The organism is Jeotgalicoccus nanhaiensis (assembly GCF_015235105.1).
Classification (GTDB): Bacteria; Bacillota; Bacilli; order Staphylococcales; family Salinicoccaceae; genus Jeotgalicoccus; species Jeotgalicoccus nanhaiensis.
In genome coordinates this window covers 26117-41243 of sequence record NZ_JADGLW010000011.1, presented here as the reverse complement: position 1 = coordinate 41243, position 15127 = coordinate 26117, and the positions used below count along the sequence as shown (strand labels likewise).

The 15127-nt window shown below is 42.8% G+C and carries 21 protein-coding genes; 20 read left to right on the top strand and 1 reads right to left on the bottom strand.

Annotation, left to right across the window (positions count from 1 at the left end; genetic code table 11):
* Position 1 precedes the first annotated feature (1 nt).
* The 19 genes from IR135_RS11170 (at position 2) to fabZ (ending at position 13751) form a co-directional block, all read left to right on the top strand.
* On the top strand, positions 2-403 hold the full coding sequence (locus IR135_RS11170) for a low molecular weight phosphatase family protein (RefSeq protein WP_135099403.1): 402 nt from the start codon (positions 2-4) through the stop codon (positions 401-403).
* Positions 404-466: 63 nt separating this feature from the next.
* On the top strand, positions 467-895 hold the full coding sequence (gene rpiB / locus IR135_RS11165) for a ribose 5-phosphate isomerase B (protein WP_135099401.1): 429 nt from the start codon (positions 467-469) through the stop codon (positions 893-895).
* Positions 864-1412 (top strand): TIGR01440 family protein, encoded by a 549-nt coding sequence (locus tag IR135_RS11160; RefSeq protein ID WP_135099399.1) that lies wholly within the window; start codon positions 864-866, stop codon positions 1410-1412. The genes rpiB and IR135_RS11160 overlap by 32 nt, the downstream gene beginning before the upstream one ends.
* Before the next feature lie 14 nt (positions 1413-1426).
* On the top strand, positions 1427-2662 hold the full coding sequence (gene glyA, locus IR135_RS11155; protein ID WP_135099397.1) for a serine hydroxymethyltransferase: 1236 nt from the start codon (positions 1427-1429) through the stop codon (positions 2660-2662).
* Between the two features lie 62 nt (positions 2663-2724).
* The gene (gene upp / locus IR135_RS11150; protein ID WP_115885109.1) at positions 2725-3354 is read left to right on the top strand and encodes a uracil phosphoribosyltransferase; all 630 of its coding nucleotides are present in this window, start codon (positions 2725-2727) and stop codon (positions 3352-3354) included.
* Positions 3355-3373: 19 nt separating this feature from the next.
* Positions 3374-4513, top strand: coding sequence for a non-hydrolyzing UDP-N-acetylglucosamine 2-epimerase (wecB, locus tag IR135_RS11145; RefSeq protein ID WP_135099395.1), 1140 nt, complete (start codon positions 3374-3376; stop codon positions 4511-4513).
* 125 nt (positions 4514-4638) lie between these two features.
* A complete protein-coding gene (locus tag IR135_RS11140) occupies positions 4639-5001 on the top strand; it encodes an ATP synthase subunit I (protein WP_115885107.1) in 363 nt (120 codons plus the stop codon).
* Between the two features lie 4 nt (positions 5002-5005).
* Positions 5006-5740, top strand: coding sequence for a F0F1 ATP synthase subunit A (atpB, locus tag IR135_RS11135; protein WP_135099393.1), 735 nt, complete (start codon positions 5006-5008; stop codon positions 5738-5740).
* Between the two features lie 47 nt (positions 5741-5787).
* Complete coding sequence (atpE, locus tag IR135_RS11130; protein WP_026859255.1) at positions 5788-6003, top strand: F0F1 ATP synthase subunit C; 216 nt, start codon at positions 5788-5790, stop codon at positions 6001-6003.
* Between the two features lie 99 nt (positions 6004-6102).
* Positions 6103-6621: a F0F1 ATP synthase subunit B gene (locus IR135_RS11125; protein WP_115885105.1), complete on the top strand. Its 519-nt coding sequence runs from the start codon at positions 6103-6105 to the stop codon at positions 6619-6621.
* The gene (atpH, locus tag IR135_RS11120) at positions 6621-7163 is read left to right on the top strand and encodes an ATP synthase F1 subunit delta (protein ID WP_135099391.1); all 543 of its coding nucleotides are present in this window, start codon (positions 6621-6623) and stop codon (positions 7161-7163) included. The genes IR135_RS11125 and atpH overlap by 1 nt, the downstream gene beginning before the upstream one ends.
* A 15-nt stretch (positions 7164-7178) precedes the next feature.
* Positions 7179-8687: a F0F1 ATP synthase subunit alpha gene (gene atpA, locus IR135_RS11115; protein ID WP_135099389.1), complete on the top strand. Its 1509-nt coding sequence runs from the start codon at positions 7179-7181 to the stop codon at positions 8685-8687.
* A gap of 30 nt (positions 8688-8717) precedes the next feature.
* On the top strand, positions 8718-9593 hold the full coding sequence (gene atpG, locus IR135_RS11110) for an ATP synthase F1 subunit gamma (RefSeq protein ID WP_135099387.1): 876 nt from the start codon (positions 8718-8720) through the stop codon (positions 9591-9593).
* 21 nt (positions 9594-9614) lie between these two features.
* Positions 9615-11030 (top strand): F0F1 ATP synthase subunit beta, encoded by a 1416-nt coding sequence (gene atpD / locus IR135_RS11105; protein ID WP_135099385.1) that lies wholly within the window; start codon positions 9615-9617, stop codon positions 11028-11030.
* Positions 11031-11046: 16 nt separating this feature from the next.
* Complete coding sequence (locus IR135_RS11100; RefSeq protein ID WP_135099383.1) at positions 11047-11451, top strand: F0F1 ATP synthase subunit epsilon; 405 nt, start codon at positions 11047-11049, stop codon at positions 11449-11451.
* Between the two features lie 53 nt (positions 11452-11504).
* A complete protein-coding gene (locus IR135_RS11095; protein ID WP_135099381.1) occupies positions 11505-11735 on the top strand; it encodes a DUF1146 family protein in 231 nt (76 codons plus the stop codon).
* A 70-nt stretch (positions 11736-11805) separates the two neighbouring features.
* Positions 11806-13098, top strand: coding sequence for a UDP-N-acetylglucosamine 1-carboxyvinyltransferase (murA, locus tag IR135_RS11090; protein ID WP_135099379.1), 1293 nt, complete (start codon positions 11806-11808; stop codon positions 13096-13098).
* A 57-nt stretch (positions 13099-13155) separates the two neighbouring features.
* The gene (locus tag IR135_RS11085; RefSeq protein WP_228063505.1) at positions 13156-13299 is read left to right on the top strand and encodes a DNA-directed RNA polymerase subunit beta; all 144 of its coding nucleotides are present in this window, start codon (positions 13156-13158) and stop codon (positions 13297-13299) included.
* Positions 13300-13307: 8 nt separating this feature from the next.
* A complete protein-coding gene (fabZ, locus tag IR135_RS11080; protein ID WP_135099377.1) occupies positions 13308-13751 on the top strand; it encodes a 3-hydroxyacyl-ACP dehydratase FabZ in 444 nt (147 codons plus the stop codon).
* A gap of 46 nt (positions 13752-13797) precedes the next feature.
* Here fabZ and IR135_RS11075 read toward each other — a convergent pair whose 3' ends face one another.
* Positions 13798-14223 (bottom strand): YwpF family protein, encoded by a 426-nt coding sequence (locus IR135_RS11075; RefSeq protein WP_135099375.1) that lies wholly within the window; start codon positions 14221-14223, stop codon positions 13798-13800.
* Between the two features lie 194 nt (positions 14224-14417).
* Here IR135_RS11075 and IR135_RS11070 point away from each other — a divergent pair, with 194 nt between their 5' ends.
* Positions 14418-14969 carry a single-stranded DNA-binding protein gene (locus IR135_RS11070; RefSeq protein WP_135099373.1) on the top strand — a complete coding sequence of 184 codons (552 nt, stop codon included), beginning with the start codon at positions 14418-14420 and terminating at the stop codon, positions 14967-14969.
* The last annotated feature ends 158 nt before the right edge of the window (positions 14970-15127 follow it).

The window sequence follows — 15127 nt, the reverse complement described above, 5'->3', positions numbered from 1 at the left end:
AATGATTTTTGTATGTACAGGCAACACCTGCCGCAGTCCGCTGGCGGAAAGTTATGCGCGTATGAAATATCCGCATATGGATATTGCCTCGCGCGGACTTTATGTTACGGAAGGCAGCACGAACAGCCGGTCACTTTCAATAATAGAAGAAAAAGGTCTGCCTCTGCCGGCGAAACCGGCACAGCTCACAGCGGAAGATATTGAAAACAGCACGCTGCTCGTGATGAGCGGAAGACATAAAAAGACGATCCTCGCACAATGGCCAAAAGCGGATGTTTATCTTCTGTCTGAGTATGCAGAAGCCGGCGCGGCAGATATTCCCGATCCTTACGGCGGAACAAAAGACCAGTACGAAGAAGTATTTATGAGTCTAAAAGAATACATCGATAAATTTAAGTGGTAAGACCGGTAATCTTTTGAAACTCTTTATACCGATGGTTATAATATATTCTAAGGAGATGAGTATATGAAAGTTGTGATTGCATCCGACCACGGCGGAGTTAATTTAAAACGGACCGTGACGGAATACTTAACTGATAAAAAGATTGATTTTACGGATCTCGGGCCGGACAGCACGGATTCTGTCGATTATCCGGATTACGCGAAACCGGTTGCTGAGAAAGTAGCCGCAGGAGAATATGATAAGGGTATTCTAATTTGCGGTACGGGTATCGGTATGAATATTACTGCAAATAAAACAAAAGGCATTCGCTGTGCTTTGGTACACGATACATTTTCAGCAAAGGCAACACGTGCACATAATGATTCCAATGTACTCGCGATGGGTGAAAGAGTTATCGGCCCGGGCCTTGCGCTTGAAGTGGTTGACACATGGCTGAACACTGAATTTGAGGGTGGTAGACATGAAAGACGCGTTTGTAAAATTGAAGAATGATTTGCAGGCATTGACTGACGATTTATATAAAGCTGATTTTTTCACGCCAGAAAAAGTGCTCGTTATCGGATGTTCAACATCGGAAACAATAGGAGAGCACATCGGTAAAAGCAGTTCAGATGAAGCGGCAGACGTAATCTTTAAACACTTTTTTGAAATCGCAAACAAAGAAAATATGCATTTATTATTTCAGGGATGCGAACATATCAACCGCTCTCTGACAACGTCGAGACACACTATGGAAGCATTAAAGCTGGAAGAGGTTACAGTAGTGCCGCACAAAGAAGCGGGCGGAAGCTTAAGTGAACTTGCTTATAAGGAGCTGTCTGACGCCGTTGTTGTTGAATCGGTTACGGCTGACCGCGGCATCGATATTGGCCAGACATTGATTGGTATGCATTTAAAGCGTGTTGCCATTCCCGTAAGAACGTCTGTAAAAAAAGTTGGAGAAGCAGTTGTGACGATAGCAACAACCCGTCCGAAACTTGTCGGCGGGCCAAGAGCACATTATAAATAAAGGGGAGAATATAAATGTCAAATATTCAATCACAGGATCCACAGGTACAGGAAGTTATTGATAAAGAGCTGGAAAGACAAAATAACAATATCGAACTTATTGCAAGCGAAAACTTTGTTTCTCCTGCAGTTCTGGAAGCGCAGGGTTCAATCTTAACGAATAAATACGCGGAAGGATATCCGGGTAAACGTTACTACGGCGGATGTGAACATGTGGATGTTGTTGAAAACCTGGCACGCGACCGCGCTAAAGAAATATTCGGAGCAGAGCATGCCAACGTGCAGCCTCATTCAGGTTCTCAGGCAAATATGGCTGTTTACTTCTCAGTACTTGAACCGGGAGACAAAGTGCTCGGTATGGATTTATCTCACGGAGGACATTTAACACATGGCTCCCCTGTTAACTTCAGTGGAAAACTGTTTAACTTCCTGTCTTACGGTGTTGAAAAAGATACTGAGACAATCGACTACGATAAGGTAATGGAAATCGCCAAAAAAGAGCAGCCGAAAATGATAGTTGCTGGCGGCAGCGCGTATGTTAAAATACTGGACTTTAAAAAATTTCGCGAAATTGCTGATGCTGTAGGTGCATACCTGCTGGTTGATATGGCGCATATCGCAGGACTTGTTGCAGCAGGCCTGCATCCGAATCCGGTGCCATATGCAGACTTTGTCACATCGACAACTCACAAAACGTTACGCGGCCCGCGCGGAGGCTTAATTTTAACGACAGCGGACCATGCCAAAGCTGTCGATAAAAATATTTTCCCGGGGATTCAGGGCGGCCCGCTGATGCATGTTATCGGAGCAAAAGCAGTTGCATTCGGCGAAGCGCTGCAGCCGGAATTTAAAGATTATCAGCAGCGTGTTTTAGACAACGCAAAAGCCTTGGCCGAGTCGCTGTCAAAAGGCGGTCTCCGCATCGTTTCGGGCACCACGGATAATCATCTTGTACTCGTCGATGTTAAATCACTCGGCCTGACAGGGAAAGCGGCTGAAGAAGCGCTTGATGAAGTCGGTATTACAGTAAATAAAAACACGATTCCATTCGATGAGGCATCGCCTTTTGTGACAAGCGGCATCCGTCTCGGCACGCCTGCGATGACAACGCGCGGATTTACAGCGGATGACATGACAGAAGTCGGTCATATTATCGTTGAAACACTGACGCGAGTTAAAAATGAAGAGAGTCTGGATGGAATTTCAGAGAAAGTGACTAAATTGACAGGAAAGTATCCACTATATAAATAAACTACGTTATAATATATACCGGATGGGATCATCCGGTTAATTTTTGGAGTGGAGGAAGATATATGTCGAAAGTACAAGTAATGGATCATCCGTTAATTCAGCATAAAATGAGTTATATCCGTGATGAAAAAACATCGACAAAAGAGTTCAGAGAACTGGTCGATGAAGTGGGTATGCTTATGGCTTATGAGGTAACGAGAGATCTTACACTCGAAGATGTGTCAGTACAGACACCTGTTCAGGAAACTACAGCTAAACGCCTGAGCGGAAAAAAACTGGGTATCGTCCCTATTTTACGTGCGGGGCTTGGTATGCAGGACGGTATTTTAAAACTTATACCATCAGCGCGTGTCGGACACATCGGTTTATACCGGGATCCTGAAACGCTTGAAGCCGTTGAATATTATGCAAAGTTCCCGGGAGATATTGAAGAACGGGATATATTTGTTATCGACCCGATGCTTGCAACCGGTGCATCAGCAGTGGAAGCAATTACAGCAGTTAAAAAACACGGGGCAACAAAAATTCGTTTTATCTGTCTGATTGCAGCGCCGGAAGGTGTGGACGTATTAAAAGAAGCACATCCGGATGTAGACATTTATATTGCGGCACTTGATGAGAAACTGAATGAGAAAAGTTATATTGTTCCAGGTTTAGGAGATGCCGGCGACAGATTATTCGGTACACGATAAAAAATCATAGGAGATTGTTATGAAAAAAATTATGACGATTTTCGGTACGAGGCCCGAGGCAATTAAAATGGCGCCTCTCGTGCTCGAAATGAAAAAAGATGAAGATATTGACCCGGTTGTAGTAGTTACTGCGCAGCACAGAGAGATGCTCGATCAGGTGCTGACAACTTTCAATATTACACCGGATTACGACTTGAATATTATGAAAGCGGGCCAGACACTGTCAGAAGTTACCGGACGTGTAATCAACGGTCTCGAATCAGTAATTAAAGAAGTTAAACCGGATATGATTTTAGTGCATGGTGATACAACAACTACTTTCGCAGGCTCGCTTGCTGCATTTTATAATGAAGTGGATATTGGTCATGTTGAAGCGGGTCTCCGCACACACAATAAATATTCACCTTTCCCCGAAGAAGCTAATCGTCAGATGACAGGTGTTTTGGCAGACCTTCATTTTTCACCGACTGAAGACGCGCGTCAGAATTTACTGGATGAAGCTAAAAATCCTGAAACGATTTCAGTTACAGGAAACACAGCTATTGACGCTCTGAAAACTACTGTTGATGAAAACTACCACAGCGATATCATTGAAAAACATAAAGATAATAAAGTTGTGCTGTTGACAGCACACCGCCGTGAAAATATCGGTCAGCCGATGCATAACATATTTGGGGCTGTACGTCAGCTTGTCGATGAGTTTGAAGATGTGACAGTTGTTTATCCGATGCATAAAAACCCTAAAGTCCGTGAAATCGCGGAGCAGTATTTAGGCAATCATGATCGTGTAGAGCTTATCGAGCCTCTTGATGTGCTGGATTTCCATAATTTTGCTGCAAGAAGTCATTTGATTTTGACTGATTCCGGCGGCGTGCAGGAAGAAGCACCGTCACTCGGTAAACCTGTACTCGTGCTGCGCGATACGACAGAACGTCCGGAAGGTGTTAAAGCAGGAACACTTAAACTTGCGGGCATTGAACAAGAGAACATTTACAGCATGACTAAAGAACTGCTTACGGATGAAGAGCTTTACAATGAGATGTCTCAGACTCAAAATCCATACGGCGATGGTCAGGCATCACGCAGAATTTGTGATAACATAAAGTATTATTATGGACTCACTAAAGAAAAACCTATCAGTTTTTCCGTAAATGATTAGAAATTGTGAACATGTTGTTAAAATTTCCATATTTTGTTGACACAAAAATTGCGCTCCTATAAAATCAGTAGGGTATGTAATTGTTTTCACAACGTGTTACATTACCTGGGGAGTCGTCAAAGACAGTGAAAATTTTTAAAGGATATTTTAAAAACTTTATGAAATATTTAATAATACTTTTAATACTGAGTATTATTGCTTATATATTTACTTCTTTGCCGTTCTTTGCAGGGTTGTGCCTCGGCATCACCGGTTCTATGCTGTTATCTTATAATTGGTACTGGAATTTAAGAAATGCACAGCTCGGCGATGGCGGGAAAGTTAAGACAGGAACGCTGACGAGAATGCTTATCGTCACAGCGGCCTGTTTAATATGGGTGAGGTTTCCGGAAACTTTTAATATCATCGGTATTTTAATCGGGCTGCTCCTCACTTATGCGCTGATATTCTGGCGCGCAGCATCGGAACTTTTTAAACGGAAGAGGTGAAGAAATGGAACACGGAATTCCAACGTGGTCGTTTGATTTGTTCGGAATACCAATAGTATTCGAACTTGCAACTTCAATGATGATTATCATTACATGCCTGCTTATCTTTTTTACGCTGTTTTTCATGACGAGGAAGCTCGCGGTGCGTCCGACCGGCAAAGGTCAGGTGCTCGTTGAATCTTTAATGAACTTCGTTAAAGGAATAATCAAGAGCAACATGGCATGGAAAGAAGGCGCACAGTTCCACTTTTTAGCGCTGACATTGTTTTTATTCATTTTAATCGGCAACTTGATCGGTATACCGTTGTCGTTTGTCGCACCGGATGCGGATCATACACTGTGGGTGAAATCACCGACAGCTGACCCCGTCGTAACGCTGACACTGGCAGGGCTGATGATTGTATTGACACACTACTACGGCGTGAAAATGCAGGGGATGCGCGGTTATTTGAAACAATATGTTACGCCGATGTGGTGGCTTGCACCGATTAAATTCATCGAAGAATTTACATATAACCTGACGCTTGGTTTACGTCTGTACGGTAACGTTTATGCGGGAGAGATACTGCTTCTCTTGCTTCTGGGATTAGTAACCGGGGGAACGGTGCTCGGAGCATTAGGATTTATTCCTTTAATGGTATGGCAAGGATTTAAAGTATTTATAGGTGCGATTCAGGCATTTATATTCGTAATGTTATCAATGGTTTATCTATCACATAAAGTGAGCGATGTTCATTAATATAATAAAAAAATAATAATATACAATTTTCTAGGAGGAAATATTTTATGAATTTACTAGCAGCTGGTATTGCAGCAGGATTAGCGGCACTTGGCGCATCTTTTGGTATTGGTATGGTTGTTTCTAAAACAGTTGAAGGTGTTGCTCGTCAGCCTGAATCACGCGGTCCGTTACAAACGATTATGTTCATCGGTATTGGTGTAGTTGAGGCCGTTCCAATTATGGCCATCGTTATCGCGTTCCTGCTTATGTTCACGTTCTAAGAGTCGTTATATAAGGCGAAGTCTTATTTAAAGATTTCGCCATCTTATTATGTAAATAACTACGAGAGTTAGAGACTTTTTTGAAAGGAGTGTACATAGGTGGAACTATTAATTTTAGGTGCTGCTGGTGAAACAATGGGTACGGCTGTTGGGACTTCGCTCGTTCTTCTTGCGAGTTTTCTGACACTGCTTGCAGTATTGTCATACTATGTGTGGAAACCAGTTAAGAAAGTTATGGATGACCGTGAACAACTAATCCATGATGATATCGATTTTGCTGAAAACAGAAAATTAGAAGCTGAACGCTTAAAAGAAGAGAACGAAGCACTGCTGAAATCAACGCAGGCTGAAATCTCTGAACTTATGGAAAACGCTAAAAATCAGGCGAAGAAAGAACAAGAGTCGATTATCGATGATGCACAGGCGCGTTCTTCTCAAATGATTCATGAAGCACAGGCGGATATTGAAAGAGAAAAAGAAAAAGCAATCCGTGATATTAATGATCAGGTAGCTGAACTTTCAGTACTGATTGCAGAGAAAATGATACAAAAAGAAATTAACTCTGATGATCAGAAAAACCTTGTAGCGAACTACTTACAGGAAGCAGGCGATAAATAATGGCTAATCTCAGTCAAAAATACGCCCAGGCTTTGTTCGACGTCGCAGAACAGCACGGCAGTCTTGAAGGTGTCAAAGCTGATTTCTATGAAGTGACTGAAGCAGCGGCTTCAGTCGGGAACTTTATTGAATTCATGGACAACCCGAAGATTACACGTGAGAAAAGAACTGCAGCGGTGGAAGCAGCTTTCGGTCAAAGCGACAGACTGCTCTTGAACCTGCTGCGCATCTTGTCGGATAAAAAACATATGTCATTGCTCGAAGAAATATACGGCGAATTCTTATCATTATATGATGAGGCTCACAATCAGGCACGTGTAACAGTGGAGTCGGTTTATAAATTATCTGCAGAAGAGCTGGATCAGCTTGGCCAGGTATTTATCGACAAAACAGGTTATGAAAAGTTACTTATTACCAATGAAAAAAATGAAGAACTTATCGGCGGCGTACGCGTGCTTATAGGTTCAAAAGTTTACGACGGTTCTTTACGGAACCAGCTGGACAATCTCAGAAATAATTTTAAAGAACATACGAATAGCTAAAGGAGTGACATTTTCATGGCAATCAAAGCTGACGAAATAAGTGCTCTCTTAAGAAGCCAAATCGAAAATTATGACAAGGATATGCAGGTTACCGATGTCGGTACTGTTATCCAGGTGGGTGACGGAATTGCACTTGCTCATGGTTTAAACGATGCGATGGCAGGAGAGTTAATTGAGTTCCCGAGTGGTGTACTCGGTCTTGCTCAAAACCTTGAAGAAAATAATGTTGGTATCGTAATACTTGGTCCAAGTGACGATATTAAAGAAGGCGACGAAGTTAAACGCACCGGCCGTATTATGGAAGTTCCCGTTGGTGAAGAACTTATCGGCCGTGTAGTGAACCCGCTCGGTCAGCCGATTGACGGCAAAGGCCCTATAAACACAACTAAAACACGTCCTATCGAAAGTCCTGCGACTGGAGTTATGGATCGTAAAAGTGTTGATGAGCCGCTGCAGACAGGAATTAAAGCTATTGACGCCTTAGTTCCAATCGGCCGCGGACAGCGTGAGCTAATTATCGGTGACCGCCAGACAGGTAAAACGACACTGGCAATCGATACTATTTTAAACCAGAAAGATCAGGACATGATTTGTGTCTACGTAGCGATTGGTCAAAAAGAATCAACGGTACGCCAGACAGTGGAAACGCTTCGTAAAAACGGTGCGCTGGATTACACAATCATCGTTACTGCGGGTGCAGCTGATCCTGCTCCATTACTATACATTTCACCATACGCTGGTGTATCTATGGCCGAAGAATTTATGTTTGACGGCAAACACGTTCTAATCGTCTATGATGATTTAACGAAACAGGCAGCTGCCTACCGTGAGCTGTCATTACTGCTGCGCCGTCCGCCGGGCCGTGAAGCATTCCCGGGTGACGTATTCTACCTTCACAGCCGTCTTCTTGAACGTGCTGCGAAATTAAACGATGATCTTGGAGGCGGCTCAATTACCGCACTGCCATTTATCGAAACACAGGCAGGGGACATCAGTGCCTTCGTTCCGACGAACGTTATCTCGATTACTGACGGTCAGATCTTCCTGCAGTCGGACTTGTTCCACTCAGGTGTGCGTCCAGCAATTAACGCCGGACTTTCAGTATCTCGTGTCGGTGGTTCAGCACAGATCAAAGCGATGAAAAAAGTAGCGGGTACGCTGCGTTTAGACCTTGCTGCCTACCGTGAGCTCGAAGCTTTCGCCCAGTTCGGATCGGATCTGGATGAAGCGACTAAAGCTAAATTAGACCGCGGTGCCCGTACAGTAGAAGTGCTTAAACAGCCTGAAAACGCACCGCTTAAAGTAGAAAAACAAGTTGTTATTCTGTTCGCACTTGTTAACGGCTATCTGGATGATGTTCCAGTTGAAGACGTTACCCGTTTCGAAGCAGAATTCCTGAACTGGCTGGAAGCAAACGACGCTGACTTATTAAACCAGATTCGTCAGACTAAGCAGCTTCCTGACAGCGATGCATACGATAAAGCAATTACAAGTTTCAAAAAGCTTTTCAACCCTTCTAACTAAGAAGTAAGTAATTACTAAGGTGGTGAATTCATGGTTTCACTCAGAGAAATTAAAGGCCGTATTGGCTCTACGAAGAAAATGAGCCAATTAACAAGCGCAATGCACATGGTTGCCAACTCTAAACTGTCCAGAGCTGAACAGAATTCAAAAAAATTCCAGCCGTACATGGATAAAATCCAGGAAACAGTGAGAGCAATTGCAGCCGGTGATACCGAAAGCTCACACCCTATGTTAGAAGAGAGACCAATTAAGAGAACGGGCTATATCATAATTTCAAGTGATACAGGTAAAGCTGGTCCTTATAATAACAATGTCGTTAAAGCTATCACTGAAGAAGCTGAAAAACGGCATGATAACAATCCCGATTCATATGATTTATTCGTCCTCGGAAAAATTGGCTATGAAACTTTAACAGGGCGTGGCTTCCATGTTACAAATCATCGTCTTGGATTACCCGACCAGCCGGACTTTGCCAGCGTAAAAGAAATCGCTGTTCAGTCGGTTAACGGATTCATAAATGAAGATATCGATGAGCTTTACATTATTTATAACAAGTTTGTAAATATTTTAGAGCAGCAGGTAACAGTTCGTAAAGTATTACCGCTGACAGAAACTGATATACAGACAGATCATTCTGAATCAGCACTCTCAAATTACGAATTTGAACCGGATAAAGAAACAATTCTTGAAACAATTTTACCTCAGTATGCCGAGAGTTTAATTTACGGCGCACTGCTCGATGCGAAAGCAAGTGAGCATGCAGCACGTATGACAGCTATGAAGGCAGCAACTGATAATGCGACAGAGCTTGTTGGCGATCTTCAGCTGCAGTATAACCGCTTAAGACAAGCGGCGATTACGCAGGAAATTACAGAAATCGTCGGCGGCGCATCTGCACTAGAATAATTGGGATTAGGAGGAAATTAAATGGCTTTAGGTCAAGTAGTCCAAGTAATGGGACCTGTAGTTGACGTGCGTTTTAACGAAGGTGAATTACCTGAAATTAATAACGCGCTGGTAGTTAAAATTGACAATGCTGATTCAGAGCCGATCTCTCTGACACTAGAAGTTGCGTTACATCGCGGCGATAATGTAGTCAGAACGATTGCGATGAGTTCTACTGACGGCTTGCGCCGCGGTGCTGAAGTAGAGAACACAGGTTCTCCGATTACAGTGCCTGTAGGAGAAGTGACGCTTGGTCGTGTATTCAACGTCTTAGGTGAACACATCGACTTAGATGGACCGATTTCAGCTTCTGAACGCCGTGATCCAATTCACCGTTTAGCTCCGAAGTTTGATGAACTGTCAACTTCAACTGAAATTCTTGAAACTGGTATTAAAGTAGTAGACCTTCTTGCACCTTATACTAAAGGTGGTAAGGTCGGTCTCTTCGGCGGTGCCGGCGTAGGTAAAACAGTTCTTATCCAGGAACTTATCAACAACGTTGCACAGGAGCACGGCGGTATTTCGGTATTCGCGGGTGTTGGTGAACGTACACGTGAAGGTAATGACCTTTATTACGAAATGAAAGACTCAGGCGTTATCGCGAAAACTGCAATGGTTTTCGGCCAGATGAACGAACCGCCTGGTGCACGTATGCGTGTAGCACTTTCAGGCTTAACAATGGCAGAATACTTCCGTGACGAACAGGGTCAGGACGTACTTCTGTTTATCGATAATATTTTCCGTTTCACTCAGGCGGGATCTGAAGTATCAGCGCTCTTAGGACGCATGCCTTCAGCTGTAGGTTACCAGCCTACACTTGCAACTGAAATGGGTCAGCTGCAGGAAAGAATCACGTCAACCAACGTTGGTTCAGTAACTTCAATTCAGGCGGTCTTCGTACCTGCCGATGACTATACTGACCCGGCTCCGGCTCAGACGTTCGCTCACTTAGATGCAACGACTAACCTGGAGCGTAAACTTTCAGAGATGGGTATCTACCCGGCGGTGGACCCGTTAGCATCTACTTCACGTGCGCTTTCTCCGGCAATCGTCGGCGAAGAACACTATAAAGTAGCGAGAGATGTTCAGTCTACACTTCAAAAATACCGCGAGCTGCAGGATATCATTGCTATTCTCGGTATGGATGAGCTTTCTGAAGAAGATAAAAGTACTGTATCACGCGCACGCCGCATACAGTTCTTCTTAAGTCAGAACTTCCACGTGGCAGAACAGTTTACGGGCCAGAAAGGTTCTTACGTACCTGTTAAACAAACAGTTCAGGACTTTAAAGCTATCTTGGAAGGCAAGTATGATCATGTACCTGAAGATGCTTTCCGTCTTGTTGGCGGCATTGAGGATGTACTTGAAAAAGCGCGTCAGCAAGGTGTAGAAGTCTAAAACGGGAGGGTAAAACATGGCAACAATTGCACTTGATGTAGTTACTCCTAACGGTTCTGTTTTCCACGAAGAAGACGCGGAAATCGTTATTCTTCAAACTAAACAGGGTGAGCTTGGTGTAATGGCCGGTCATATTCCGACTGTAACACCGCTTAAAATAGGTGTCCTTCGCGTTAAAATAAACGGTAAATTTGAATATCTGGCTGTAACGGAAGGGTTTGCAGAAATCAGACCTGAACAAATCACAGTACTGGTACAAGCGGGCGAGTTTTCGAAAGATATCGATTCAGAACGTGCCGATGCTGCGAAAGAGAGAGCGGAAAACCTGCTCCGTCAGACGCAGGATGAGCGTGTCGACAGATATCGTGCAGAGCTTGCTTTACAGCGCGCGGTTAACCGTTTAGAAGTATCTAAATATTAATTCCAAAAAGACTGGATCTTCCAGTCTTTTTTTTATCGGAAGGAGGAATTATCTTGGGTTTCTCACAGTTTGCATTAATGCATATTCTACTGCATCTTTTGTGTATTTCACTAGCATTCTGGGTATTAAAAGGAGTAAGGATTGAAAGTTTATTCAACAAAGGAGAAACCGGCAGAATCAGGCTGGTAATTATTCTGCTCAGTATCCTTTTAGGCACAGCGCTCAGCAACTTTATTATGGACATCTTCAGATATACACAGGAAGCATCGCTCCTGTTCAGCTAAATGCTTTACAAGTGATGCTGAAACACCGTATTATTATAATGAATGGTATAGAGAAATATGGAGTGAGAAGATGGATAGAATTATTGTTAAAGGCGGCCGAAAGCTGTCGGGTTCTGTTGAAATTGAAGGAGCCAAAAATGCAGTATTGCCGATTCTGGCAGCTTCGCTCTTAGCTGGCGAAGGACGTTCAATAATTAAAAATGTACCCGAATTATCAGATGTAAATACATTAACAAAATTAATTACGAGAGTCGGTGCAAAAGCATCAGCTGAAAAAAATAGTGTTGTTATCGATGCGAGCGGGGAATTGAACTGTGTCGCACCTTATGAATTAGTAAGTAAAATGCGTGCAAGCATGCTTGTTATGGGACCGTTATTAAGCCGTTACGGCTACTGCAATATTGCTATGCCCGGCGGCTGCGCAATCGGTTCGCGCCCGATCGAGCAGCACATTAAAGGTCTTGAAAAAATGGGAGTCTCTTTCGAACAGACTGCAGGTTATATAGAAGGTAAAATTGAAGGACGCCTTCAGGGGACTAAAATCCATATGGATTTCCCAAGTGTCGGCGCCACTCAAAACCTGATGATGGCAGCAAGTCTTGCCGAAGGTACTACTCACATTGAAAATGCTGCGATGGAACCTGAAATTGTCGATCTTGCGAATTACATTAACTCAATGGGCGGCCGTGTCATCGGTGCAGGTACCGGACATGTTAAAATTATAGGTGTTGAGAAACTGCACGGCGCAGAACATACCGTCATTCCGGATCGTATTGAGGCAGGTACATTTATGATTGCCGGTGCGATTACCCGCAGTGAAATTCTTTTAAAAAATGTTGTTATCGAGCATTTATCTGCAGTAGTGGCGAAACTTGAAGAAATCGGCATACGGTTTGTCGAGGAAGGCAATGATGTGAGAGTTATTCCGCTGGAAGATTATAAACCGACGGATCTAAAAACTATGCCTCATCCCGGTTTCCCGACAGATATGCAGAGCCAGATGATGGCGCTCTTAACGACAATTGACGGGACGAGTATCGTTACGGAAACAATATTTGAAAACCGTTTTATGCATGTGAGGGAATTTGCAGCAATGAACGCAAATATTTCACTTGAAGATAATCATGCGGTTATCCGCGGCGGCAGTCAGCTGTACGGTGCGACAGTGCGTGCTTCAGATTTAAGAGCAGGAGCGGCTCTCGTACTTGCAGGTCTCGCAGCTGACGGTTACACTACTGTAACTGAACTTCAGCATCTGGACCGCGGTTACGTGCGTTTCCATGAAAAATTGAAAGCACTTGGTGCAGATATTGAACGCGTGAACGACAGTGCGTCTGATAAGCATTTGGTGACATCAGAGTAAAGGGGTAATACTATGGCAGAACAACAGCAGAAAATAGTTCACCGTAGGTTCCCATTGTTGGTTAGAATTCTATTGTTTTTCTACGTTGCAATTGTTCTCGTCTTTTTAGGACTGATGATTGGCTTCGGCATACTGGATAATCCGTTCGGGGTGTTCCGTATTGAAACGTGGGAACATATCATTAACTTAACTAGGGGTTGACGACAGACATGCTGACATATGATCAAATTAAAGCAATAATTCCGCACCGCCCGCCGTTTTTGCTGGTTGACAGAATTACAGAAACAGAACCGGGCAAAAGCTGTAAAGGTATAAAACAGGTATCCGGGAACGAACCGTTTTTTGAAGGTCATTTTCCGGATTATGCTGTGATGCCGGGAGTACTGATAGTAGAATCACTTGCACAGGTAGGTGCTGTAGCACTGCTTCAGCAGGAAGAATTTAAAGGAAAGCTCGCATTTTTTGCAGGCATTGATAAATGCCGTTTCAAAAAACAGGTAACACCGGGCGATACTTTGGAACTGTCAGTAGAAATTACTAAACTCCGCGGACCGATTGGTAAAGGCTCTGCAGTTGCAACTGTCGGTGGACAGGTTGCATGCCAGTGCGAAATAACATTTGCAATTTCAGATAATGAAACAGACACAAAATAAAAAGAACAGCTGCACATCATGTAAATTTGATGGACAGCTGTTCTTTTTATTTATCTTCTTTTCTAAAGTTCTCTTTTGACTCCATGCGGGAATTGAATTCATTAATCAGCGCTTTTCCTTCGTAACCTTCTTCAACCAGAAATTCCAGCAGATCTTCTGCATAATTAGGCCCCTGATCAATAATAGAACCTTTAAAAATCACAGATATTTTATCATCCATCTGATTGATATCCATCAGCCTGCCTGAAAATTTAGCCGGAGCATTTGAAGGACGTGTAATAGTAACCATCATTTCCAGTAACTGGTTTTTTAATTTTTCTAAAATCGAAGACAAATCCCCATCGGTTACAATTTCAATAATCCACGGTGCGTCACCATATTCCATATTAATAATTACGCCGTCTTTTACTTCCGGAACGATAAAGTTTTGTTCCTGAATAATCTTCATATCTATTAATTTAAACGATTTCATATTTGCTGTCCCCTTTTAACAAAGTACAAAATTAATTTATTTGCAGCAAAAAATCCCCGGTAATTAAAAAACTGATTTATTTTGCTTATGTATTCATTATTATTGTATTATATATCGCACTGAAATGAAATTATTGTCTTTTGCAGAAAATTACCGCAAGTATTACATTGTAATCAGAAAGGGGGTGATAGTGAATGATGAACAAAGTATTGCTTGTCGGCGAACTTATCAGCAATAATGTTATTGCAAAAAATGCGCAGGGGAGTGTAAATGCATTTATCATTGCAACAGTCCGCGTGCCAAAAGATACCCGGAGAGATAAAGAAGTACATTTCTTATACTGCAAGGCGTTCGGTAAAAGTATCCCGGGTGTGCTTGACGAAGCGAAGACCGGCGACATATTATGTGTCAGCGGCCAGCTCGCGACCACATCTTTTACGAAGAAAGACGGTTCCAGGGAATACCGCATGGAAATATGGGCAGAGAGCATAAAACATGTGCCGGATAAAATCCGGGAACGCACTGATATATCAAATCCATCCCGCTTGATCGAACAGGCAGTACATCATTACAATATTAGTGAATCGCTTGGCGAAAAGTATGTACATACACTCAGCCAGGAAAAAACAGAACAGAAAACTGAAAAAGAAAAGCATATTGAAATAATTTCTAATATTGTAGATGAAAAAGAAAATGATAAAGATGAGACAGCACCTGATGATACTAAGAAAAAAATATTAGCCTGACAGATAGACCCGCCCTTTTGAACTGTGTTCTACACCCATTCATTCTCACACACATGCATACTGATGACCTGCTGCGGTTAATCAGTATGTTTTTTTGTATAAAAAAACAGATTCTTTACGTTCTTGGCATTTATGTTACAAATAACAGATTAGTCTGT

What these genes read in the sequence shown, in the direction of transcription:
- murA (WP_135099379.1), top strand. Translation starts at nt 11,806, where the DNA reads ATGGATAGAATTATTGTTAAAGGCGGCCGAAAGCTGTCGGGTTCTGTT.
- atpB (WP_135099393.1), top strand. Translation starts at nt 5,006, where the DNA reads ATGGAACACGGAATTCCAACGTGGTCGTTTGATTTGTTCGGAATACCA.
- upp (WP_115885109.1), top strand. Translation starts at nt 2,725, where the DNA reads ATGTCGAAAGTACAAGTAATGGATCATCCGTTAATTCAGCATAAAATG.
- IR135_RS11100 (WP_135099383.1), top strand. Translation starts at nt 11,047, where the DNA reads ATGGCAACAATTGCACTTGATGTAGTTACTCCTAACGGTTCTGTTTTC.
- atpA (WP_135099389.1), top strand. Translation starts at nt 7,179, where the DNA reads ATGGCAATCAAAGCTGACGAAATAAGTGCTCTCTTAAGAAGCCAAATC.
- wecB (WP_135099395.1), top strand. Translation starts at nt 3,374, where the DNA reads ATGAAAAAAATTATGACGATTTTCGGTACGAGGCCCGAGGCAATTAAA.
- IR135_RS11170 (WP_135099403.1), top strand. Translation starts at nt 2, where the DNA reads ATGATTTTTGTATGTACAGGCAACACCTGCCGCAGTCCGCTGGCGGAA.
- atpH (WP_135099391.1), top strand. Translation starts at nt 6,621, where the DNA reads ATGGCTAATCTCAGTCAAAAATACGCCCAGGCTTTGTTCGACGTCGCA.
- atpE (WP_026859255.1), top strand. Translation starts at nt 5,788, where the DNA reads ATGAATTTACTAGCAGCTGGTATTGCAGCAGGATTAGCGGCACTTGGC.
- IR135_RS11160 (WP_135099399.1), top strand. Translation starts at nt 864, where the DNA reads ATGAAAGACGCGTTTGTAAAATTGAAGAATGATTTGCAGGCATTGACT.
- IR135_RS11075 (WP_135099375.1), bottom strand. Translation starts at nt 14,223, where the DNA reads ATGAAATCGTTTAAATTAATAGATATGAAGATTATTCAGGAACAAAAC.
- atpD (WP_135099385.1), top strand. Translation starts at nt 9,615, where the DNA reads ATGGCTTTAGGTCAAGTAGTCCAAGTAATGGGACCTGTAGTTGACGTG.
- rpiB (WP_135099401.1), top strand. Translation starts at nt 467, where the DNA reads ATGAAAGTTGTGATTGCATCCGACCACGGCGGAGTTAATTTAAAACGG.
- IR135_RS11070 (WP_135099373.1), top strand. Translation starts at nt 14,418, where the DNA reads ATGATGAACAAAGTATTGCTTGTCGGCGAACTTATCAGCAATAATGTT.
- glyA (WP_135099397.1), top strand. Translation starts at nt 1,427, where the DNA reads ATGTCAAATATTCAATCACAGGATCCACAGGTACAGGAAGTTATTGAT.
- atpG (WP_135099387.1), top strand. Translation starts at nt 8,718, where the DNA reads ATGGTTTCACTCAGAGAAATTAAAGGCCGTATTGGCTCTACGAAGAAA.
- fabZ (WP_135099377.1), top strand. Translation starts at nt 13,308, where the DNA reads ATGCTGACATATGATCAAATTAAAGCAATAATTCCGCACCGCCCGCCG.